Source organism: Streptomyces sp. NPDC032126 (genome assembly GCF_055580085.1).
On sequence record NZ_JBVIMA010000001.1, the window covers coordinates 761097 to 783677 of the forward strand.

Here is a 22581-nt window from a genome sequence, read left to right on the forward strand (position 1 = left end):
CCCTCACCCCATACCGCACGCCCATCGTGTCAGAACGGACAGAGCGGCTGTCGTCACGGGGCCATGATCGACCGGCCATGATCGACCGGCCGTGATCGATCGGGCATGATCGTCGAGTCATATAGTTGAGAAGGAAACTAGTTTCCGGCGGTGCGGTTGTTCCCGATCCGCCGGACGCGAGAAATGAGGGGGCTCTTGTTAAGACGACTGATCTCCGTGGTGGCGGTGCTGGCCGGGCTGACAGCGGCACTTGTCGTTCCGGCCGCCGCCACCGACTTCCCCGCGGACAGCACGCACTTGATCTCCTGGAACATGCAGGGGTCGAACCTCAAGGCGAAGACCGGCAGCAAGTGGAGCAACACGGTCCGGCAGCAGGCGATGGAGGCGCCGATCGTGATGCTTCAGGAGGCCGGCCCGGAGCCGCCCCCGCGTAGCGACCGGCAGCCCAGCCAGACCTTCACCACGACCGACAGCCAGGGCAACCAGCACCAGCACACGGTGCTGCACAACACCTGGATCATCGACACCGGTTACCGCACCCCCATCCCGACCCGTGAGGTCTACTTCCTCCAGACCGACGACGACGCGACCAACCCGCGCCGGATCGGCGGCCGGGTCAACATCGCGCTCGTCCTGAGCGAGGGGCCCGACGAGATCCTCGTCGTCGGCAACCCGGTCGACGCCGGCCGCAACGCGCTCGGCGCGCGGTTCGGCAACGAGTGGTACTTCACCTTCCACGGCCTGTCCGGCGGCGGCGGAGACTCCGCGGTGATGCTGAGCGCCATCAACGACCAGATCGCGGCCCTCGGGACCCAGCGTGGCGTCACCTACCACGTGACGGTCGGTGGCGACTTCAACGTCGAGCCCGGGGTCCTCTCCCGGCGGGCGAACTTCCCCCAGGCCATGGAGATCGAGGCCTCGGGCAGGGCGACCCACCAGAGCGGCAGTCAGCTCGACTACTTCGTCAGCACCCACGCGAACCTCGATCCGGGGGTCGAGGTCCGGTCCGACGGTGACTCCGACCACCGGCCGGTCGAGTGGGGCCGGCTCAGCGCGGCCGGACCCACTCCGTCGCCCGCCGCCGACCCGGAGATCGACGAGCTGCGGGTGATGGCGGCCGGTGACGGGCTCACGGTCGGGGTGAACAGCACCGACGAGAGCGGCTACCGGGATTCCTTCGGCACCCTCATCAAGGGCATGACGACCGCCGCGGTGATCGGCGCCAGCATCATCTTCAAGCGCACGGACTTCGTCGGTGAGCAGAAGAACGGCAAGCGCGGCGACCCCGACCACATGGGCTTCGACGGCAAGGGCATCGACGACATCAAGGCCCGGACGATCCCCGCGCTCCAGACGCTGCGGCCGAACATGATCACCCTGCTCGCGGGCACGGCCGACCTGGCCGGCGGCGCGGACGGTGAGGCGACGGCCGGGAAGATGAAGAGCTTCCTGGAGGCGATCTACCGGACCTCACCGACGACCACGGTCCTGCTCGCCACCCTGCCGCCGTCGACGAACCCGACGTACCAGGCCCGGATCGACGCCTACAACACCGCGCTCACTTCGATGGCCTACGCCAAGATGGACAGCGGCGCACGGCTGGTGCTGGTCGACCTGGGCTCGGTCGGCCCGGAGGACATCGTCAACGAGATCTACCCGACCGACGCCGGCTACCAGAAGATCGCGCAAGCCTTCGGCGAAGGCACCCGGATCGCGGTCGCACAGCGCATGATCAGCGCCCGCTCCTACGTCTGGAAGCCGATCGGCAAGATCCGGGACGCCGCCGCGACCGGCTCGAAGATCGCCTTCCCCGACCTGAACGGCGACGGCAAGGCCGACTACGCGGTCGTCGGCACCGACGGCAAGGTCACCGGCTGGCGCAACGACGACCCGACCAAGTCAGCCGTCTCACTGGGCGACATCAGCCCGGCCGACCGCGGCAACAACCCGGCGCTGGTCTACTTCGCCGACCTCGACGGCGACGGCAAGGACGACTACATCCGGATCCTGCCGCCGGCCGACTCGCCGACCGGCATCGCCGCGATGCGGATGTCGCGCAACACCAGCAGCGGCTCCACGATCAGCTGGGACAGCGCGAAGATCGTCGCGAACAACCTCGGCTACGAGCCGGAGCTGTACTTCACCGACCTCGACGGGGACGGCCGCGACGACCTGATCACGCTGGACCGGATGAGCTTCCCGACGGCCTGGCAGAACAAGGGCAAGGGAATGCCGACCGAGGGCGGCTGGACCAAGATCTCGGGCTTCGCCACTCCGGGTGAGGCGCGCGGCGCGCAGGTCGCCTTCGCCGACATCACCGGTGACGGCAAGGCCGACACGGTCCGGGTCGAGTTCACCACCGGTGAGGTCCGGGCCTGGCAGAACACCGGCTCTCCGTGGAGCGTCACCTCCGGCTGGAAGTCGCTGGGCGTGATCCGCTCCGACGACCCGTTCCAGGGCACCTTCGGGACCTTCGCCGACCTGAACGGCGATGGGATCCAGGACTTCGCCGTGACCCGCTCCGGTACGGCCACCACGGCGAAGACGGCCGTCAGAGCGGCGGCCGCCGTGAGCGCCGCCGGTGACATCGAGGGCTGGCTGGTGCCGAGCTACGGCGACGGCAGCCGCAGCGACGGCGGTGCCGGTGATCTCGGTGTCAACGGTGGTGTCGGCGACCCGATGGAGTCGCACCCCGGCGGCGACGACGGCGGTACGCGGCCGGCCGCGTCCGGCGACTGCCGTCCGGAGGGCCTGGCGACCACGACGGGCGTGGCGACGCCGTACTGCAAGGTCTACCAGAGCGACGGCCGCGAATGGCTCGGCGAGGGCCGGGGCCGCAGGGTCGTGGGCTACTTCAACGGGGGCCGCACGGGCGCCGACGGCACACCGCACTACCTGGTGAAGAACATCCCCTGGTCGAAGGTGACCCACATCAACTACGCGTTCGCGTCGGTGGAGAACAACAAGATCAAGGTCGACGCGAACGCCACCCAGAAGGAGTGGCCCGGCGAGGTCGGCGCGGAGATGGATCCCTCGCTGCCCTACAAGGGGCACTTCAACCTGCTGACGAAGTACAAGCGCCTGCACCCGCGGGTGAAGACGCTGATCTCGGTCGGCGGCTGGGCCGGTACCGGTGGCTTCTACGCCATGACCACCAACGCCGACGGCTCGGTCAACCAGGCCGGGATCGACACGTTCGCGGCCTCGGTCGTGGACTTCCTGCGCACCTACGGGTTCAACGGGGTCGACATCGACTTCGAGTACCCCACCGTCCTGGAGGACAGCGGCAACCCGGCCGACTGGGCGGTGTCGAACCCGCGGCGCAAGGGTCTGCCCACGGCGTACGCCGCGTTGATGAAGACGCTGCGGGACTCGCTGAACCGGGCTTCCGTCGCGGACAACACGTACTACCTGCTCACCTCGGCGTCGTCCGCCTCCGGCTACCTGGCCCGAGGGATGGCGAACCAGACCGCGCTGAAGTACCAGGACTTCACCAACCTGATGGCCTACGACTACCACGGCACCTGGAACGACGTCGTGGGTCCGAACGCGGCGCTGTTCGACGACGGAAAGGACCCGGAACTGGCCGACCAGTACGCCACGCCCGAGTACGGGAAGATCGGGTACTTCAACACCGACTGGGCGATGAAGTACATGCGCGGCGCGATGCAGGCCGGGCGCGTCAACATCGGTGTGCCCTACTACACGCGCGGCTGGCAGAACGTCACCGGCGGCACCAACGGCCTGTGGGGCACGTCCCGCAAGCCGAGCGGCTGCGAGCCGGGTACGGGCGTCAAGCGGCCGTGCGGTGACGGCGCCTTCGGCATCGACAACATCTGGCACGACGAGACCAACAACGGCAGCGAGCTCGGCTCCGGGACGAACCCGCTGTGGCACACCAAGAACCTGGAGAAGAACATCACGCCGGTGTACGCGCGCAGCGTCGGGCTGACGCCGGAGACCGACGTCACCGACCGGCGCACGGGCCAGTACGTCCGGTACTGGGACGACACCACGAAGACGTCGTGGCTGTGGAACGCCCAGAAGAAGGTGTTCCTGTCGACCGAGGACGAGCAGGGCATCGACGCGGTCACCGATCTGGTCAAGTCGACCGGTGCGGGCGGCGTGATGATGTGGGAGCTCGGCGGCGACTACTCCTGCCCGGCGGACGTCCAGCCGGACACCCCGTGCGGGATGGGGTACACGCTGACCACCCGGCTCAACGAGAAGCTGGGCAACATCGGCGCCTACAACAACAGCCTGCGCGCCGGCACCGGTGGTGCCGGGCCGACGGTGACCGCCAATGTGAGCGTCGAGCTGGTCAACTACCCGACCTCCACGGCGAACCTGTGGCCGTTGCAGCCGACGGTCCGGATCACCAACAACACCGGGCGCACGCTCGGCGGCGGCAAGGACACCAAGCTGTCGTTCGACATTCCGGCCTCCACGTCACCGCTGGTCAAGGACGGCAACTGGCAGACCGGCGCACAAGGCGGCCAGTGGCAGGTGACGCCCGGTTCGACGTTCCACCGGGTCACCACGACGCTGGACTACTGCCAGATCATCCCGGCCGGCAAGTCCCTCGACCTGCCGATCATCTACTTCCTCCCGATCACCGGTCCGGTGAACACGAGTCTGTCGATCGGCGGTACGGCGTACGCGCCGGTGACCGACAACCTCAAGGGACTCGGTACGGCGACCCCGCCGGCCGGTGGCTGCGGCGCCGCGAACTGGGACGCGACCAAGGTCTACTCCCCGGCGAGCCAGCCGATCGAGCAGACCACGGTCAAGTACAACGGCAAGGTCTGGAAGGCCAAGTGGGAGACGAAGGGCAGCGCCCCGGGCACCGGTGCCGACTCCGACCACGAGCCCTGGAAGCTGATCGGCAGCGCCGGCTGACCGTTGCGACCGACTGAACCAAATAAACCGGAGAGTGCTTCCGACCCGCACCGACGGGACTCGTCCAGGGTCCCGCCGGCTGCTGGGAAGAAGCACTCTCCGGCGTTTTCGCGCGGCAGCGGGCCGACGTTCAGCGGCCCGTGAGGACCAGTTCCCGGCGCTCCTGACGTACCGTCACCCGCGACGTCCGGCGCAGCCACAGCACATCGCGGCCGAACGACCACACCAGGGAGCCCAGGGCCAGGGCGACCACCGCGAAGTTGGCGGTGTGGGGCAGGAGTTCGGAGCCGGCCAGGAGCAGGAAGATGCCCTGGACCGCGGCGACCGTCTTGCGGGCGGTGCTCGGCGGGAGCGGCGCGTTCAGCCAGGGCGCCACACGGGCCGCGGCGACGAAGGCGTAGCGCATGCCGCCGATCAGCAGCACCCACGGGCCGAGCTGCGTGGCCACGTAGACGCTCAGCACCAGGATCAGGAACGCGTCGACCTCCATGTCGAAGCGCGCGCCCAGCGCGGTCGACGTGCCGGTGCGGCGCGCGACCTTGCCGTCCACGCCGTCGAGGATCAGCGCGACCGCCGTGAGGCCGACGAACAGCGTCACCGGCGGCGCGCTCTCGAAGGAGTCCGCGACCAGCGCCGTCACCCCGCCGACGAGGATCGCGCGGCCGAGGGTGACGCGGTTCGCGGGTCCGAAGGTGCGCGGCCGGGCGCGGTGCAGCGCCCGGGCGAGGACCGCCCAGGTCGCGATCGCGAAGGCGAGGCCGGTCAGCCAGCCGGCCGGGCCCATGCCCACCGCCGTGCCGAGCAGCGCCAGCAGCAGGATCTGCACACCCGCTCCCACAGCGGTCTCCTGCTGGACGAGCCTCGCGTCGTACGTGTTGTTCAGGGCCACCGCACATCCTCCGGCCGAATGACAGAGTCGATCATCGCCGCGTACTGTGCGCGGCCTGTGCACATCTCCGTACGTGAACAGGTTCCCGATCGTTCAGGAGGAAGCCGATGAAACGCACCGCCGTCGCGTTCTGGACCGACCGCCCGGGCGAGGGCGCCCTGCGGGAGGTCCCGCTGCCGCGGCCCGCCGAGGGCGACGTGCTGGTGCGCGCGCTGTACTCCGGCGTCAGCCGCGGCACCGAGACCCTCGTCTTCCGCGGCGGGGTGCCCGAGAGCCAGTACAACGTGATGCGGGCCCCGTTCCAAGAGGGCGATTTCCCCGGCCCGGTGAAATACGGCTACCTGAGTGTCGGGGAGGTCGAGGAGGGACCGGCGGACCTGCTGGGACGTACGGTCTTCTGCCTCTACCCGCACCAGACGCGCTACGTCGTCCCGGCCACCGCCATCACCGTCGTACCGCAGTCGGTGCCCGCCGGGCGGGCCGTCCTCGCCGGGACCGTGGAGACCGCCGTCAACGCCCTGTGGGACGCCGCGCCGCTGGTCGGGGACCGGATCGCGGTGGTCGGCGGCGGCATGGTCGGCTGCTCGGTGGCCGCGCTGCTCGCCCGCTTCCCCGGCGTGCGCGTGCAGTTGGTGGACGCCGACCCGGCGCGCGCCGACATCGCCAAGGCGCTCGGCGTCGGCTTCGCGCTGCCCGGCGACGCCCTCGACGGCTGCGACCTCGTCGTCCACGCCAGCGCCACCGAACAGGGCCTCGCCCGCTCCCTCGAACTGCTCTCGCCCGAAGGCACGGTCCTCGAACTGAGCTGGTACGGCGACCGGCGGGTCGCGCTCCCGCTCGGCGAGGACTTCCACTCCCGGCGACTCGTCATCCGCAGCAGCCAGGTCGGCACCGTCTCCCCGGCCCGCCGCGCCAGCCGCTCCTACGCCGACCGGCTCGCCCTCGCCCTCGACCTGCTCGCCGATCCCGCCCTGGACGCCCTCGTCACCGGGGAGAGCGCTTTCGAGGAGCTGCCGGAGGTGATGCCGCGGCTCGCCTCCGGGGAGATTCCCGCGCTGTGCCACCGCGTCCGCTACGACGCGAGCGCCTGACCTGAGAAAAGAGTGAGATCCCGCTGAACGCGGGGCAGCGCACAGCCGTACTACTCGGCATCCCCCGGCAGCAAGGGGCCGGAGGGGCCAGACGCACCGCACTGGAGGGTCGTCCGTTGTTCAGTGTCACCGTCCGCGATCACATCATGATCGCCCACAGCTTCCGCGGCGAGGTCTTCGGACCCGCGCAGCGCCTGCACGGAGCGACGTTCCTGGTGGACGCCACGTTCCGGCGGGAGCAGCTGGACGACGACAACATCGTCGTCGACATCGGACTGGCCACCCAGGAACTCGGTGCCGTCGTCAGCGAGTTGAACTACCGCAATCTGGACAACGAGCCCGACTTCGCCGGGATCAACACCTCCACGGAGTTCCTCGCCAAGGTCGTCGCCGACCGGCTCGCCGAGCGCATCCACAAGGGCGCGCTGGGCGAGGGCGCCCGGGGCATCGCCCAGATCGCCGTCACGCTCCACGAGTCGCACATCGCGTGGGCGAGTTACGAGCGTGCGCTGTGACCGATGTGACCATGGAGAAGACGAGCGTCCAGCAGGCGACCCTCCAGCAGGCGAACCTCACCTACGTGCCCGTGCAGCACTCCGCGCTCAGGAACGCCGACATCGTGCCCATGTCCCTGCGCACCGTGCACTTCGTGATGCCGGGCGGCGTCGACGACCTGTCCCGGCCCAGCGGCGGCAACGCCTACGACCGCCGCGTCTGCCTGGACCTGCCCGGCTTCGGCTGGCAGGTGCGCCGGCACCTCGTGGACGGCTCCTGGCCCCGCCCCGGCGCCGAGGCCCGCGCGGAACTCGCCCGCGCCCTGCGCGAACTGCCCGACGGCACGGCCGTCCTCCTCGACGGACTGGTCGCCTGCGGCGTCCCCGAGATCGTCGTCCCCGAGGCCGAACGGCTGCGGCTCGCCGTCCTCGTCCACCTCCCGCTGGGCGACGAGACGGGGCTGGCGCCCGATGCCGCCGCCGAACTCGACGCCAAGGAGCGCGAGGTGCTGCGGGCGGTCCCCGCGGTCATCGCCACCAGCGAGTGGGCCGTGCGCCGGCTCGTCGCCCACCACGGCCTCGCCCCCGAGCGCGTCCATGTCGCCGCGCCCGGCGCCGACATCGCGCCCCTCGCCTCCGGCACCGACGGCGTCTCCCGTCTGCTGTGCGTGGCCGCCGTCACCCCGCGCAAGGGACAGCACCGGCTGATCGAGGCACTGGCCGCGGTCACCGACCTGCCGTGGAGCTGTGTGTGCGTCGGCGGCCTCGACCAGGACCCCGCGTACGTGGCCCGGCTGCGCGCGCTCATCGCCGAGCACGGCCTCCAGGACCGCCTGCATCTCGCGGGCCCGCAGGCCGGGGCGGAGCTGGACGCCAGCTACGCGTCCGCCGACCTCATGGTGCTGACCTCCTACGCGGAGACGTACGGCATGGCGGTCACCGAGGCGCTGGCCCGCGGCATCCCCGTGCTCGCCACGGACGTCGGCGGACTCCCTGAGGCGGTCGGCCGAGCGCCCGACGGCGGCGTCCCCGGCATCCTCGTCCCGCCGGAGGACCCCGCGGCCCTCGCGGCCGAGCTGCGCGGCTGGTTCGGCGAGGCCGATGTGCGCCGCCGGCTCAAGGCCGCCGCGCGCGGCCGCCGCGCGGCCCTCAACGGCTGGGCGACCACCGCCCAGAGCCTGGCCGGCGTCCTGCTCCGGCTCCCCAGCGAACCCCGGAGGGCAGCATGAGGAAGTCGACGGCGACACCGGCGGACATGGCCCGCGTCCTCGGCCGCGTTCCGTCCCAGCCGGGAGCACGGGGCGCCGGCTCCGGCCCGGGAGCCCTGGAGGCATCGGTCGGCGCGCTCGCCGCGGCGGGTGCCGCCGGTGCCGGCGAAGTCCCCGCCGAGACCGACGCCTCGGACGGCGTCATCCCCGGCGCCGGACCCGTGGCGCCGGCCGGGGAGCGGCCCACCGTGCGGCTCCGCGAGGGCGGGCCCGACGATCCGCCCCGGTACGCGCCCGAATGGCTGCAACTGCGGGAGGGCGCCGACGCCGCCGCGCGGTCCGCCGAACTCCTCGACCCGCTGCGCATCCGGCTCGCCAACCTGCCCGGACGCACCGGCGGGACCGTCGTGCACGACCTGGGATGCGGCACCGGCTCGATGGGCCGCTGGCTCGCCCCCCGACTGGACGGCGCCCAGCACTGGGTGCTGCACGACCGCGACCCCTACCTCCTCCACTTCGCCGCCGTCGCCTCCCCGCGCGCCGCCGCCGACGGCAGCGGCGTCACCGTCGAGACGCGGCGCGGCGACGTCGCCCGGCTCACCCCGGACGCCCTGATCGGTGCCTCCCTGGTGACCGCCTCGGCGCTGCTCGACGTCCTCACCCGCGAGGAGGTCGAGACCCTCGCCGCGGCCTGCGCGGGCGCCGGCTGCCCGGCCCTGCTCACCCTCTCCGTGGCCGGCCGCGTCGAACTCACCCCCGGCGACCCCCTGGACGCGGAGATCGCCGCCGCCTTCAACGCGCACCAGCGGCGCGAGGGTCTCCTCGGCCCGGACGCGGTCACCGTCGCCTGCGAGGCGTTCGCCGCCCACGGCGCCACGGTCAAGCTGAACCCGAGCCCCTGGCGACTGGGCCCCGCCGAGGCCGCCCTCACCGCCCAGTGGCTGCGCGGCTGGGTCGGCGCCGCGGTGGAACAGCGCCCCGAACTCGCCGCCCGCGCCGAGCCGTACCTCGCCGCGCGCCTGGCCGCCTGCGCGGCGGGCGAGCTGCGGGTCACCGTCCACCACAGCGACCTGCTGGCCCTGCCCCGCCCGACGGGCGGCACCCGATGAGCGCGGGGACGACGGCACCGGCCGCCTGGGCCGAGGACACCCGCTGGATCGTACGAGGCCCGAGGCGCCCCGCGCCGAAGACGGCGCCGCCGCGGCCCGCCCAGGACGTCCGCACCGACCCGGCCGCATCCGCGCGGACGCCGTCGGCGGACCCCTCGCGAGAACCGGCGAGCAGCGCTCGGCCCGCCCCAGCCGACGCCGCCGACCCCCGGCGCTCCGGTGTCGGCCGAGCCCTGCGCGCCCACGGCGGTACGGTCGCCGGCGCGCTCATCCTCGGCGTCCTGCTCTGGCGCATGGGCACCGGGGTCATGCTGGACGGCCTGCGCCGCATCGACGCGCCGACGCTCCTGCTGGCGCTCGGGATCGGCACGCTCACCACGGTGTTCAGCGCCTGGCGCTGGGCCCTGGTCGCCCGGGGCCTGCGCATCCGGCTGCCGCTCGGACCGGCCGTCGCCGACTACTACCGCGCCCTGTTCCTCAACGCGGCCCTGCCCGGCGGCGTCCTGGGCGATGTGCACCGGGCCGTACGGCACGGGCGCAGCGCCGGTGACGTCGGCCGCGGGGTGCGCGCGGTGGTGCTGGAGCGGGCCGCGGGCCAGATCGCGCTGGCCGTCGTCGGCGTGACGGTCCTGCTGGTCGTGCCGAACCCGGTCAGGGCCGACGTACGGCATCTCGTGCCGTTCGCCGCGGTGGCCCTGGCCGGCGCGCTCGCGGTCACCCTCGCGCTGCGCATGAACCGCTCGTCCTCGGCCGACCGCCGGGGCGGCCGGGCGCGGGCGCTGCTCGCCGAGGCCCGCGAGGGGCTCGTGTCGCGGCGCACCGGGCCGGGCGTGGCGCTGTCCTCGCTGGCCGTGCTCGCCGGCCATCTGGGGATGTTCGTCGTGGCGGCCCGCGTCGCCGGATCGGGCGCCTCCGTGCTCGCCCTGCTGCCGCTGGCCGTCCTCGCCCTGATCGCGATGGGCCTGCCGGTGAACGTCGGCGGCTGGGGCCCGCGCGAGGGCGTCACCGCCTGGGCGTTCGGCGCGGCCGGCCTCGGCGCGGACACCGGGCTCGCCGTGGCCGTCGTCTACGGCGTGTTCAGCTTCGTCGCCGCCCTGCCGGGCCTCGTCGTCCTGGTCGCCCGCTGGTACACCGACCTGCGCGCCGGCACGGCCGTCGACGGCACGTCCGGCGCCGGGGACTATCCGCGCCCGTCGTCCGCCGCGTCACCCGTCGCCGTATCCGAGGTGAGCAGTGAGAAATACGCCGAGAAGGAATCCGCCAGGCTCGCCAGGAGTTCCTTCCCCTTTTCCGCCGATCCCAGGGAAGGTCGGCCGATGACACCCGAATCGGTATAGGCGGACATTCCCGTGGTGAGCAGATGACGACGGTCGTCGGCGACGAAATCCGCCGACTCGTATCCGGGCCGGACGACGTCCGGGTCGGTGTGCAGCAGGATCGAGGTCTCGATCTCCCCGGCGTGCATGTCGGTGAGCAGCGAGGTCACCACCCCGGCTCGCTCGCACGCCGCCTCCCAGTCCTCCGGGGCCGGGAACAGCGCCATCCGCTCCCCGCGCGCGGAGGCCTCCTGGACGACGTTGCCGAGCACGTAGTTGCCGCCGTGCCCGTTGACCACGACCAGGGCCGTCACGCCCGAGCGGCGCAGCGACGCCGCGATGTCCCGTACCACCGCGTGAAGGGTCACCGAGGAGATGCTGACGGTTCCCGGCCAGGCCGCGTGCTCGTGCGAACAGCCGATGCTCACCGGCGGCAGGAGGTGCACGGGGTGCGCGGCGGCGATCTCCCGGGCGATCGCGCAGGCGACGAGCGTGTCGGTGGCCAGCGGGAGGTACGGGCCGTGCTGCTCGAAGCTCCCGACCGGCAGGACCGCCACCTGCACCGGCACGCCGGCGCCGCGCGCGCCCACGTCCTGCGTGGTGTCCGCCGGCAACACTCCGTACGCTGCCGCTCGTCTTCCCGAACCACTCATCTTTTCCCGGCCTTTCGTCTGACGCTTAGGAACCAGATCATGACAGAGAAAATTGGCGTACTCGGCAAGAAGGCAGCGCAGCGCACCGGTGTGGAACGCGTGGTGAATGCGCCGCTGCCCACCGTGTACGGGAAATTCCAGGCGATCGGCTACCTGGACCACGACCGCGGCGACGAACAAGTGGCCCTCGTCCACGGCGAGATCGGCACCGAGAACGTGCTCGTCCGACTGCACTCGGAATGCCTGACCGGTGACGCCTTCGGCTCCCAGCACTGCGAGTGCGGCGATCAACTCGCCTCCGCGCTGCGGGCGGTGGTCGCGGAGGGCAGCGGCATAGTGGTGTACCTGCGCGGCCACGAGGGCCGCGGCATCGGCCTGCTCGGCAAGCTGCGCGCGATGGCCCTCCAGGCGGAGGGCCTGGACACGGTGGAGGCGAACCTGGCGCTCGGCCTGCCCGTCGACGCCCGCGACTACGGCGTCGCCGCCGAGATCCTGCGCGACCTGGGCGTGCGCTCGGTGCGTCTGATGTCCAACAACCCGCGCAAGCGGGAGGCGCTCACGGACAACGGCATCGACGTCGCCGAGACGGTCCCGCTGCTCATCCCGCCGTGCGAGAACAACATCACCTATCTGCGCACCAAGCGGGAGCGCATGGACCACCACCTGCCCCATCTGGACGCCGTGGCGCACTGGTCCTGAGTTCCTCTCCCGTCACCCGGGGTAGGGATGGGCCCGTGGACACACATGCCTCGGTCGTCGTCATCGGCGGCGGAGTGGTGGGCACCAGCATCGCCTACCACCTCGCCGCCGCGGGCGTTCGCGACGTCCTGCTGGTGGAGCGCGACGAGCTGGGCGCGGGATCGAGTTCACGGGCGGCGGGCGGGGTGCGCGCCCAGTTCTCGGACGCGCTCAACATCCAGCTGGGGGCGCGCAGTCTGGAGGCGTTCGCCCGGTTCGGGGAGGAGATCGGCCAGGACATCGGGCTGCACCGGGTCGGCTATCTGTTCCTGCTGTCGACGCCCCAGGAGGTCGCCTCCTTCGAGCGGAGCGTGGCCCTGCAGAACTCCCTGGGCGTGCCCAGCCGCATGATCGGCCCGAAGGAGGCCGCCCGGCTCTCCCCGCTGATCACCACCGACGGCCTGCTCGCCGCCGCGTTCTCGCCCGACGACGGGCACTGCACCCCGGAGTCCGTCGTCCACGGCTACGCGGCCGCCGCCCGCCGCCTCGGCGCCCGCGTCCTGCGCCACACCGAGGTCACCGGCATCGAACTGCGCGGGGACACCGTCACCGCCGTGCACACCGGCTCCGGCCGCGTCACCACCGACACGGTGGTCTGCGCGGCGGGTGCCTGGTCGCGGGCCGTGGGCGCGATGGTCGGCGTCGACCTGCCGGTGCGGCCGCTGCGCCGCCAGATCGCGGTCACCGAGGCGGTCCCCGGACTGCCCCCCGACCTGCCGATGACCATCGACTTCACCAGCAGTTTCTACTTCCACGCCGAGGGCCTGGGGCTCCTCGTCGGCCTGTCCGACCCCGACGAGCGCCCCGGTTTCGCCACCGACACCCACGACCGCTGGATCCCCCGCCTGGCCGAGGCCATGCAGCGCCGCGCCCCGTCCCTGCTGGACCTGCGGCGCACCGGCGGCTGGGCCGGGCTGTACGAGATCACCCCGGACCACAACGCCCTGATCGGCGAGGCGACTTCGGTCTCCCGATTTCTGTACGCGACCGGCTTCTCCGGCCATGGCTTCCTCCAGGCGCCGGCCGTCGGCGAGGTGGTCCGCGACCTGTACCTCGGCCGCGAACCCTTCGTGGACGTCACCCCCCTGCGCGCCGGCCGGTTCGCGGCCGACGCCCCGCGTCCGGAGGCCAACCGCGTATGACCGGGCTCAGTCGAGGACGGCCTCGTGGATCAGCCGCTTGAGGTCCTGGTACAGGGTGCGTGAGGACCGGGGCCGTACCTGCGTCATGAACTGGAAGGTCAGATCGCGGCTCGGGTCCACCCAGAACGTCGTGGTGGCGACCCCGCTCCAGCCGAACGTGCCCATCCCGGCGGGGGCCTTGGTGCGGTGCGGGTCGATCACCACGGAGACGCCGAGGCCGAACCCGACGCCCTCGTTGCCCGGTTCGTCGTGGGCGGGGCGGCTGCCGAAGGAGCGCAGGTCGGCGCCGCCGGGCAGATGGTTGCGGGTCATCAGGTCGACGGTCTCCGGCGCGAGCAGCCGCACTCCGTCCAGTTCACCGCGCCGGCGCAGCATCTCGGCGAAGCGGTGCACGTCGTAGGCGCCGGCCACCATGCCGCCGCTGCCGGACAGGAACCGGGGCCGGCCCCCGCGCAGGGGCAGTCCGGGGATCGGCTTGATCCCGCCGTCCTCGGTCTCCCCGTACAGCTCCGACAGCCGCCCCGCCCGGGCGTCGTCGACATGGAACCCGGCGTCGGACATGCCCAGCGGCCGCAGGACCCGCTCGGCGACGACCTCGTCCAGCGGCTTGTCGGCCACCACCTCCAGGACGCGGCCCAGCACATTGGTGGCGACCGAGTAGTTCCACTGCGTGCCCGGCTCGAACTGGAGCGGCAGCGACGCGTACACGTCGACGGTGCCCGCCAGATCGGTGCCCGGCGCCACCGCCGACTCCAGCCCGGCCTCGCGGTAGAGGGCGTCGACGGGGTGGGAGTGGTAGAAGGCGAAGGTGAGGCCCGCGGTGTGGGTGAGCAGATGGCGGACGCGGATCGGGCCGTCCGCCGGGCGGGTGACCACGTCCCGGCCGGAACCGCTCACATACACGCGCGGCTCGGCGAAGGCGGGCAGATGGGCGTCGACCGGGTCGTCCAGCGACAGCCGCCCCTCCTCGACCAGCGTCAGCGCGGCGACCGTGGTGACCGGCTTGGTCATGGAGTAGATCCGCCACAGCGTGTCGGCCTCCACGGGCAGCCCGGCGGCGATGTCGCGGTGGCCGTGCGTGGTGAGGTGGGCGACCCGGCCGCCGCGTGCGACGGCCACGAGGAAGCCGGGCAGCCGGCCCTCGTCGACCTCGTGGGCGATGTGCTGGTCCAGGCGGTCCAGCACCTTCGCGTCCAGCCCGACCTCGCTCGGGTCCACCTCTTGCCGCAGCTGTGCCATCGCTCTCCTCCGGTACGTTCGGCGAGGTGCCACCGGCGTACCCCGCCCGGGCGACCTCAGACCTCATCGTGGCGCAGAGACCGCCGGAACGGACCCGTTTCGGCCTCGTGTTCGGTGTGGGCTGTGTCGCCTTGACCGGCCGGAACGAGGGTCGCGGCGGGCGCCGGGCGCCCCGGCAGCGCGAGGGCGAGCGGTACGGCCGCCGCCGCGCCGAGCGCCAGGACGGGCAGCGGCGCCCGGGCGTCGCCGAGGTCCATGAGCACGGTGGCCACGGCCACGCCGAGCACCGGTCCGACGTTCATCGCCGTCTGCTGCAACCCGCCCGCCACTCCGGCCGACGCCTCGGGGGCCCGCCGTACGACGACATGGGTCGCCGCCACCATCACCGCGCCGAACCCGGCGCCGACCAGCGCGAACCCGGCGCAGAACGCGCCCTGCCCCGGAGCGCGCGCCAGCACGAGCAGGCCCAGCGCGAGCAGCCCGACGGCCCCCGCGGTGGTACGACGCGCCCCGGCCCGGCGCAGCAGGACGGCGCCGGCGGGCGCCGCCGCGATCAGCAGCACCGCCAGCGGCAGGCTGAGCAGGGCGCAGCGCAGCGGGGTCAGGCCCAGGTCGCGCTGAAGGACGTAGACGCAGGAGAACAGGGCGCCGTTGAGGGCGGCGGAGACGATCACGAGCACGGCGAGGGCGGCGCGGACGGGCGGGACACCGATGACCTCGGTGGGCACCAGGGGCCCGGTCACGCGCCGCTCGTGCCGGACGAAGACGACCCCGGCGCCGAGCGCGACCGCGGCGCCGAGCAGGCCCGACGGTGAGCCGGGGGAGGAGGGGAGGGCCACGAGGGCGTGGACGAGCGAGGCCAGCGCGACGGCGAGAAGGAGGGCGCCGCGCAGGTCGAGCGCCGTTGTGTCCCGGCGACGCCCGGGCTCGCCGCGCCTGAGCGCGAGCGCCCCGAAGGCCAGCGCCGGTGCGACCTGTACGACGAACACCGCGCGCCATCCGAAGGCGGTGGCCAACGCCCCGCCCAGCACCGGACCCGCGGCCGCCGCCACCCCGATCGCGGCCGTGCGCGCGGCGAGCGGCCCGCGCAACCGCTCCGGCGGGTAGGCCGCCCGCAGCATCCCCAGCGTGGCCGGTTGCAGCAGCGCCCCGAACACGCCCTGGACCACTCGCAGTGCGATCACCCAGCCCACGCCGGGCGCCACCGCGACCCCCGCCGAGGCGGCTCCGAAGCCGAGCATGCCGACGGTGTACGTACGGTGGTGTCCGTACCGGTCGCCGAGCCGTCCCGCGAACACCAACAGGCCCGCGACGGCGACGAGATACCCGGTACCGGTCCACTGCACCTGGGCGAACGAGGCCCCCAGGTCGCGCTGGAGCGTGGGCTGGGCGACCGTCAGCACCGTGCCGTCCAGGGCGACCACGACGGCCCCGGCGATACTCGCGGCCAGAGTCGTCCGTCGGCTCACGCGGACGGCTCCGGTCCGAGGTGCGCGTCCAGGGCGGTCCGCAGCAGAGGCGTGAAGTCCTCCGTGCCGGTGGCGAGTTGGAGGCTTCCCCAGCGCCACAGCTGGGCGATGCCGTGCAGGTTCGCCCACAGCGAGGCGGCGACGGCCGGGGCGTCGGCGTCGGGCCGGGCCCGGCCCACCAGCTCCACCAGCACACCGAAGAGCGGAAGACTGGTGTCCCGCAGCGCCAACCGTCCGCTCTCCAGCAGATCATGACGGAACATCAGGTCGTACATGCCGGGGTTGCCGAGGGCGAACCGCACGTAGACACGGGCCAGTTCGGCGATCGCGGCGCGCGGCGGAACGGGGTCGCCGGCGAGGGCGGCCCGCGTCTGCTCCGCGAGTTCGGTGAAGCCGCGCCGGGCGATGGCCGACAGCAGATCCAGATGCGTGGGGAAGTGGCGGCGAGGAGCACCGTGGGAGACCCCCGCCCGCCGCGCGATCTCCCGCAGCGTCAGCGCACCCACCCCCTCCCGGGTCACGAGGTCGACGCCGACGTCGACGAGGCGATCACGAAGACCGGTGTCCGGGGGAGTGGCGGTGTCTGTCACGTAGACAGTGTCTACCAGGGAATCCCACCCGTCCACCGCCCGTTGTGCAGAACATGACCCAGGACCCGACGCATCACGCTCTGCTCGCCCTGCTCTCCGAGGGCCGCGGCGGCGTGCTCGTCACCCTCAAGCGCGACGGCCGCCCCCAGCTGTCGAACGTCAGCCACCACTACTATCCGGACGAGGGCGTGATCCGGATCTCCGTCACGGACGGCCGCGCGAAGACGCGCAATCTGCGCCGGGACCCACGGGCGTCGTACCACGTCTCGACGCCCGACCGCCGCGCCTACACGGTCGCCGAGGGCACCGCCGACCTCTCACCCGTGGCGCGCGACCCCTACGACGACACGGTCGAGGAACTCGTCCGCCTGTACCGCGACGTCCTCGGCGAACACCCCGACTGGGACGACTACCGCACCGCCATGGTCCGCGACCGCCGCCTGGTCGTCAGACTCCGGGTGGACCGCACGTACGGCATCCCCAAGGGGACCAACGAGGGCTAGGCCCCGCCCGCCGACGTGCGGGCCTCCAGGGCGTGGAGGACGGCGATCATGTCCGCGTCGCCGTGGCCCAGGGTGACGGTTTCCTCGAACAGGGTGTGGCAGGTGTCCAGGAGAGGGGACGCCAGGTGGGCCGTGCGGGCGGCCTCGGCGATCAGGCGGTTGTTCTTCAGGACGTCCAGCGCGGCCGCCTGGACCGTGAAGTCGCCGGTCAGGAGCTTGGGCGCTTTCATGCGGGAGACCGCGCTGGCCATCGGGCCCGCGTCCAGGACGTCCAGGAACAGCCCCCGGTCCAGGCCGTGCCGCTCGGCGAAGTGGAACGCCTCCGTCAGGCCGGTGACCTGGGTGATGAGGAACAGGTTCACCGCCAGCTTCATCAGCAGGGCGCCCGGCGCGGGACCGCACACGAACGTCTCCCGGCACAGCGGCGCCAGCAGCGGCCGTACGGTGGCCACCGCCGTCTCGTCGCCCGCCAGCATCGCCACCAACTCGCCCTGTTCCGCCGGGATCCGGGAGCCGGACACCGGCGCCTCGACATAGCGGCCGCCCGCCGCCCGGATGTCGCTCTCCACGGCCCGCGAGTACTCCGGCGACGTCGTGCCCATGTGGACGACGACCCTGTCCGCCACGCGCGCGAAGTCCGCGGTGCCGCGCGCCAGGACGGCGTCCATCGCCGCCTCGTGGGCCAGCATCAGGAACACCACATCGGCGCGCGCGAAGACGTCCGCGGGGTCCGCCGCCACCTCCGCGCCCGCCGCCCGCAGCGGCTCGGCGCGATCGGGCGTGCGGTTCCACACCAGCAAGGGGGTGCCCGCGCGGGCCAGCCGCAGCGCCATGGGGCGGCCCATCACCCCGAGACCGATGAATCCGACCTGCATGGCGGACCGCCTCTCCGTCGCCCCGCGAGGATCTATGACCACGGTCATAGTAGCGGGCCCTATGACCGTGGTCATAGGCTGGAGGGCGCACGTTCACGGGAGGTCGTCGATGCCGGAGTCGCCGCAGTACGGGCCGCGCGAGCGGATGGTCTTCAGCGCCGCCCAGCTCATCCGCCGCGACGGCATCGCCGCCACCGGCATGCGGGACGTCGCCGTCCACGCCGACGCGCCGCGCGGATCGCTCCAGCACTACTTCCCCGGCGGCAAGCGACAGCTCGTGGGGGAGGCCGTGGTCTGGGCGGGCCGCTACGCCGGGCGGCGCGTCGCCCGCTTCCTCGCCGAGCTGTCCGAACGCGGCGAGTCGACCCCGGCGGGCCTGTTCGCCGCGATGGCCCGCCAGTGGACCGACGAGTACGCGACGCACGGCTTCGCCACCGGCTGTCCGGTCGCCGCCGCGACGACGGAGTGCGCGACGACCGACCCGGAGACACGCCGGGCCACGGCCGCCGCGTTCGCCGCCTGGAGCACCCCCGTGGCCGAGGCGCTGACGGACATGGGCGTACCGGCGCCCCGGGCCGCCTCCCTGGCCACGCTCATGATCAGTGCCCTGGAGGGGGCGATCCTGATGGCCCGCGCCGAGCAGGACACCCGGCCGCTGACCACGGTGGTGACGGAACTCGGCCCCCTGCTCGACGCGGCGGTCGACCGGGAGTGAGCCCCGGGATCAGTCCGCCGACGCCCGATCCGCCGACGCCCGCCCCGCCGTCAGATAGGCGATCACCATGTCGCCCAGCATGGTCCGGTAGCGCTCCCGCCGCGCCGGGTCCACCAGGTCCCGCCCGAAGAGCGCGCCGAAGGTGTGCCGGTGGGCCACCCGGAAGAAGCAGAACGAGCTGATCATCGCGTACAGGTCGACGGCGTCCACGTCGGTCCTGAACAGCCCCGACTCCCGGCCGGCCGCCAGGATCCGGCGGATCACGTCCAGCGCGGGCGAGCCGGTCCCGCCGAGCTTCTCGGAGGCGGCGATGTGCTCGGCGCCGTGGATGTTCTCGATGCCGACCAGCCGGATGACGTCCGGATGCCGCTCGTGGTGGTCGAAGGTCACCTCCGCGAGCCCGCGCAGGGCCGCGACCGGGTCCAGGTGCTCGACGTCGAGTTCCCGCTCGGCGTCGCGGATGACCCCGTACGCCCGCTCCAGGACCGCCGTGAACAGCTGTTCCTTGCCGCCGAAGTAGTAGTAGATCATCCGCTTGGTGGTGCGGGTGCGGGCGGCGATCTCGTCGACGCGCGCCCCGTCGTAGCCGGCCCGCGCGAACTCCCGGGTCGCCACGTCGAGGATCTCGGCCCGGGTGCGGGCGGCGTCGCGCGGGCGCCCCTCGGAACGTGCCGGTTCGTCCACGCTGGTCACTGGCGGCTGACCGTCCGGGTGACACCGGCGACGACCGTGGTCGCCAGGATCCATCCGGTGACGACCAGGACGTACGACAGCCACTGGCACCAGCCGGTCGGGGCGAACGCGCCCTCCTGGCCGAAGGAGATGACCGGCAGCAGCAGGTCGAGCGTGTAGAAGACCGGGTTGAACGGCGGGGCCTCGCCGGCCTTCAGCGGTGCGGGGTGGTGCAGGGCGAAGGCGACGGAGCCGACCGCGAGCAGCGACAGCAGCCAGCCGCCCGCGCGCAGCGGCCGGAAGCCGTAGCCGACGGTCGCGTCCTGGAGCCGGCCCCAGACCCGGCCGTACCAGGGAAGCGTACGGCGGTGCCGGCGCTGCTTGGCCAGCTGCACGAGGCGGGCCGCCCGATCGTCGCCGATGCGGCGGTACGAGGCCGTCAACTGCTCGTAGGCGTGCGGGTCGAAGGAGTCGCCGTCGCGCTCCAGCATGGGCAGACGGCGCTCGACGGGTTCGTGCGGGGTGAGGAAGGTGTAGGTGAGGTCCAGCAGGCGTACGTCGTCGGGCAGCATCTCGGGTTCGAGGTGCAGTTGGTTGATCTCGGCCCGTCGTAGATTGAGCCGGCCCGCGATGCGCTCTCCGCCGCGCAGCCACAGCTCGCCGATCACACAACTGCTGGTGCGCAGGGCTGTGCCACCGGGGTTGGCCAGCCGTGCGTGCAGCAGGTCGACGCGCCCGGGTATGCGGGCGCCGCGCAGGTCGATACGGCCCTCGGCGCGCAGTCGCCGTCCGACCAGGTTGGCGCCGACGTCGAGGGCCTCGGCCTGGAGGACGGTGGCGCCGGGGTTGCCGAGGTCGGCGTACTCCAGGTCGATCGAGCCGGCCACGGTCGCGCCGTCGAGCCGGATCAGGCCCCGCACGCGCAGCCCGCGGGCGCACAGGTCGTCGTCGAGGCTGATCTGGTTGAGCTGGAGCACCGGCTCCACCGGGGACTCGCCGGTGATGTGGGCCTGCTCCAGGAACAGCGCGCCGGAGATCTGTGCCCCGCCCAGCCGCACCGGCCCGTCGATACGGCAGCGCGTGAGCCGTACGCTGCCGTCGACGCGGGTCCGGGACGCCGCGAGTCCGGGGAGTCGCGAGCCGCTCAGATTCAGGTAGTTCAGCTGCGCGCCGGCGAGCCGGGGTACCTCGTCGAAGTGGCAGTCGTTGAGGCGGACGACGCTGTCGACGGCGGCGTAGCGTAGGTCCAGCACGCCGGTGAACCGCGCGCCCATGACCTTCAGGGCCGCTATCTCCCCCGCCTCGCGGGGCCCGTTGAGCAGCAGGGCCCGCAACACCCGTGCGCGAACGGACGGTTGTGCGTCTTCCTCGCCGAAGTCCACCTCGGCACCCGTCGGAAAGGCCCGCCAGATCCGTTGTTCCGCCGGTGTCAGATCGTTGATCTCCATCAGCGGCGACTCTGGCGGGCCTGCTGACCCGGTGTCAACCGGCGGCTAGGCCCGGGTGTTCCACTCCGCTATGACCGGGCGCCCGTGCTCCGTCGACAGGCGGCTCACCGTGCCCGTGGCCAGTTGGAACAACCGGCCGTCGGCGGGCGGGAGTCCGAGCCGGCGGGCCGTGAGGACCCGCAGGAAGTGGCCGTGGGCGACGAGGAGGGCGTCGCCGCCGCAGCTGGCGAGGGCCGCGTCCACCATGGACAGGACCCGGTCCGCGCGCAGCCCGACCTCGGCCGGCGACTCACCGGGGTGGCCCTCCGGTCCCGGCGGCACGCCGTCGGTCCACAGGTCCCAGCCGGGACGGGTGCGGTGGATCTCCAGCGTGGTGACGCCCTCGTAGGCGCCGTAGTCCCATTCGTGCAGGTCGGGGTCGGTCACCGCCCCGGTGACGCCCGCGAGTTCGGCGGTGCGGACCGCGCGTTGCAGCGGGCTGGTGAGTGCGACGCAGTAGGTCCGGCCGGACAGGAGCGGAGCGAGTGACTTGGCCTGTTCCTCACCGCGTTCGGTGAGGGGCAGGTCGGTCCAGCCGGTGTGCTGTCCCGACCTGCTCCACTCCGTCTCGCCGTGGCGGACCAGCAGGAGATCCCCCACGGCCGGACTACTCCTTCGCCGACTCGACGGCGTGGCCGCCGAACTGGTTGCGCAGCGCGGCGATCATCTTCATCTGCGGCGAGTCGTCCTGGCGGGAGGCGAACCGCGCGAAGAGCGAGGCGGTGATCGCGGGCAGCGGCACGGCGTTGTCGATGGCCGCCTCGACGGTCCAGCGTCCCTCGCCGGAGTCCTCGGCGTAGCCGCGCAGCTTGTCCAGGTGCTCGTCCTCGTCGAGGGCGTTGACCGCGAGGTCGAGCAGCCAGGAGCGGATGACCGTGCCCTCCTGCCAGGAGCGGAAGACCTCGCGGACGTCGGTGACGGAGTCGACCTTCTCCAGCAGCTCCCAGCCCTCGGCGTAGGCCTGCATCATCGCGTACTCGATGCCGTTGTGGACCATCTTGGAGAAGTGGCCGGAGCCGACCTTGCCCGCGTGGACGTAGCCGTACGGGCCTTCCGGCTTGAGCGCGTCGAAGATCGGCTGGAGCCGGTCGACGTGCTCCTTGTCGCCGCCGACCATGAGGGCGTAGCCGTTCTCCAGGCCCCACACGCCGCCGGAGACGCCCGCGTCGACGAAGCCGATGCCCTTGGCGCCCAGCTCCTCGGCGTGCTTCTCGTCGTCCGTCCAGCGGGAGTTGCCGCCGTCGACGACGGTGTCGCCGGCCTCCAGGAGGCCGCCCAGCTCGTCGATGACGGACTGGGTGGCGGCACCGGCCGGGACCATCACCCACACCACGCGGGGGGCCTGAAGCCCGTCGACGAGTTCGGCGAGGTTCGCCACGTCGGAGACCTCGGGGTTGCGGTCGTAGCCGATGACGGTGTGGCCGGCGCGGCGGATCCGCTCGCGCATGTTGCCGCCCATCTTGCCGAGGCCGATAAGTCCGAGCTGCATGGT

At 72.5% G+C, this 22581-nt stretch carries 19 protein-coding genes and 1 pseudogene; 10 read left to right on the forward strand and 10 right to left on the reverse strand.

From position 1 onward, the window contains the following. The first annotated feature begins 195 nt into the window (after positions 1–195). Positions 196–4899, forward strand: coding sequence for a glycosyl hydrolase family 18 protein (locus ACZ5NW_RS03195; protein WP_468741969.1), 4704 nt, complete (start codon positions 196–198; stop codon positions 4897–4899). Between the two features lie 130 nt (positions 4900–5029). Here the strand turns inward: ACZ5NW_RS03195 and ACZ5NW_RS03200 are convergent, their stop codons facing one another. Beyond that, positions 5030–5788: a CDP-alcohol phosphatidyltransferase family protein gene (locus tag ACZ5NW_RS03200; RefSeq protein WP_468741970.1), complete on the reverse strand. Its 759-nt coding sequence runs from the start codon at positions 5786–5788 to the stop codon at positions 5030–5032. Positions 5789–5895: 107 nt separating this feature from the next. Between ACZ5NW_RS03200 and ACZ5NW_RS03205 the strand changes: the two genes are divergently transcribed. From ACZ5NW_RS03205 to ACZ5NW_RS03225, 5 genes and pseudogenes are all read left to right on the forward strand, one after another. Continuing rightward, on the forward strand, positions 5896–6879 hold the full coding sequence (locus ACZ5NW_RS03205) for a zinc-dependent alcohol dehydrogenase (RefSeq protein ID WP_468741971.1): 984 nt from the start codon (positions 5896–5898) through the stop codon (positions 6877–6879). Between the two features lie 116 nt (positions 6880–6995). Next, the gene (locus ACZ5NW_RS03210) at positions 6996–7394 is read left to right on the forward strand and encodes a 6-pyruvoyl trahydropterin synthase family protein (RefSeq protein ID WP_468741972.1); all 399 of its coding nucleotides are present in this window, start codon (positions 6996–6998) and stop codon (positions 7392–7394) included. Between the two features lie 11 nt (positions 7395–7405). Further along, positions 7406–8602, forward strand: a complete 1197-nt coding sequence (locus ACZ5NW_RS03215) for a glycosyltransferase family 4 protein (RefSeq protein ID WP_468742973.1) — start codon at positions 7406–7408, stop codon at positions 8600–8602. After that, entirely contained in the window at positions 8599–9690 is a 1092-nt protein-coding gene (locus ACZ5NW_RS03220; protein WP_468741973.1) for a class I SAM-dependent methyltransferase, read from the forward strand. The genes ACZ5NW_RS03215 and ACZ5NW_RS03220 overlap by 4 nt, the downstream gene beginning before the upstream one ends. Further along, positions 9687–10778 (forward strand): annotated as a pseudogene (locus ACZ5NW_RS03225) (lysylphosphatidylglycerol synthase transmembrane domain-containing protein); the annotation flags it as partial. The gene ACZ5NW_RS03220 and the pseudogene ACZ5NW_RS03225, both read left to right, overlap by 4 nt. 92 nt (positions 10779–10870) lie before the next feature. Here ACZ5NW_RS03225 and ACZ5NW_RS03230 read toward each other — a convergent pair. Beyond that, positions 10871–11659 carry a creatininase family protein gene (locus ACZ5NW_RS03230; RefSeq protein WP_468741974.1) on the reverse strand — a complete coding sequence of 263 codons (789 nt, stop codon included), beginning with the start codon at positions 11657–11659 and terminating at the stop codon, positions 10871–10873. 39 nt (positions 11660–11698) lie between these two features. Between ACZ5NW_RS03230 and ribA the strand changes: the two genes are divergently transcribed. Both ribA and ACZ5NW_RS03240 read left to right on the forward strand, forming a co-directional pair. Beyond that, on the forward strand, positions 11699–12358 hold the full coding sequence (gene ribA, locus ACZ5NW_RS03235; RefSeq protein WP_468741975.1) for a GTP cyclohydrolase II: 660 nt from the start codon (positions 11699–11701) through the stop codon (positions 12356–12358). A gap of 35 nt (positions 12359–12393) precedes the next feature. Then, entirely contained in the window at positions 12394–13539 is a 1146-nt protein-coding gene (locus ACZ5NW_RS03240) for an NAD(P)/FAD-dependent oxidoreductase (protein ID WP_468741976.1), read from the forward strand. A 6-nt stretch (positions 13540–13545) separates the two neighbouring features. Here ACZ5NW_RS03240 and ACZ5NW_RS03245 read toward each other — a convergent pair whose 3' ends face one another. Genes ACZ5NW_RS03245 through ACZ5NW_RS03255 form a run of 3 tightly spaced genes read right to left on the reverse strand, consistent with a single transcriptional unit; the run spans position 13546 to position 16837 of the window. Beyond that, entirely contained in the window at positions 13546–14778 is a 1233-nt protein-coding gene (locus tag ACZ5NW_RS03245; protein ID WP_468741977.1) for a serine hydrolase domain-containing protein, read from the reverse strand. A 56-nt stretch (positions 14779–14834) separates the two neighbouring features. Beyond that, positions 14835–16247: an MFS transporter gene (locus tag ACZ5NW_RS03250; protein WP_468741978.1), complete on the reverse strand. Its 1413-nt coding sequence runs from the start codon at positions 16245–16247 to the stop codon at positions 14835–14837. Continuing rightward, positions 16244–16837, reverse strand: coding sequence for a TetR/AcrR family transcriptional regulator (locus ACZ5NW_RS03255; RefSeq protein ID WP_468741979.1), 594 nt, complete (start codon positions 16835–16837; stop codon positions 16244–16246). Before ACZ5NW_RS03255 ends, ACZ5NW_RS03250 begins: the two co-directional genes overlap by 4 nt. A 53-nt stretch (positions 16838–16890) precedes the next feature. On the opposite strand from ACZ5NW_RS03255, the gene ACZ5NW_RS03260 reads away from it, so the two are divergent. Then, a complete protein-coding gene (locus ACZ5NW_RS03260) occupies positions 16891–17340 on the forward strand; it encodes a PPOX class F420-dependent oxidoreductase (protein ID WP_468741980.1) in 450 nt (149 codons plus the stop codon). On the opposite strand, the gene ACZ5NW_RS03265 is transcribed toward ACZ5NW_RS03260, so the two are convergent. Then, positions 17337–18215 carry an NAD(P)-dependent oxidoreductase gene (locus ACZ5NW_RS03265; protein WP_468741981.1) on the reverse strand — a complete coding sequence of 293 codons (879 nt, stop codon included), beginning with the start codon at positions 18213–18215 and terminating at the stop codon, positions 17337–17339. The two genes, ACZ5NW_RS03260 and ACZ5NW_RS03265, sit on opposite strands and share 4 nt — an antisense overlap. Before the next feature lie 109 nt (positions 18216–18324). On the opposite strand from ACZ5NW_RS03265, the gene ACZ5NW_RS03270 reads away from it, so the two are divergent. After that, complete coding sequence (locus ACZ5NW_RS03270; protein WP_468741982.1) at positions 18325–18930, forward strand: LmrA/YxaF family transcription factor; 606 nt, start codon at positions 18325–18327, stop codon at positions 18928–18930. Positions 18931–18939: 9 nt separating this feature from the next. On the opposite strand, the gene ACZ5NW_RS03275 is transcribed toward ACZ5NW_RS03270, so the two are convergent. From ACZ5NW_RS03275 to gnd, 4 genes are read right to left on the reverse strand one after another with little or no spacing between them, the layout of a single operon-like run. Further along, on the reverse strand, positions 18940–19623 hold the full coding sequence (locus tag ACZ5NW_RS03275; RefSeq protein ID WP_468741983.1) for a TetR/AcrR family transcriptional regulator: 684 nt from the start codon (positions 19621–19623) through the stop codon (positions 18940–18942). Beyond that, positions 19620–21050: a membrane-associated oxidoreductase gene (locus ACZ5NW_RS03280; RefSeq protein WP_468741984.1), complete on the reverse strand. Its 1431-nt coding sequence runs from the start codon at positions 21048–21050 to the stop codon at positions 19620–19622. The genes ACZ5NW_RS03275 and ACZ5NW_RS03280 overlap by 4 nt, the downstream gene beginning before the upstream one ends. Before the next feature lie 45 nt (positions 21051–21095). Further along, the gene (locus ACZ5NW_RS03285; protein ID WP_468741985.1) at positions 21096–21689 is read right to left on the reverse strand and encodes a histidine phosphatase family protein; all 594 of its coding nucleotides are present in this window, start codon (positions 21687–21689) and stop codon (positions 21096–21098) included. Between the two features lie 7 nt (positions 21690–21696). Further along, positions 21697–22578: a phosphogluconate dehydrogenase (NAD(+)-dependent, decarboxylating) gene (gnd, locus tag ACZ5NW_RS03290; RefSeq protein ID WP_468741986.1), complete on the reverse strand. Its 882-nt coding sequence runs from the start codon at positions 22576–22578 to the stop codon at positions 21697–21699. Between the last annotated feature and the right edge of the window lie 3 nt (positions 22579–22581).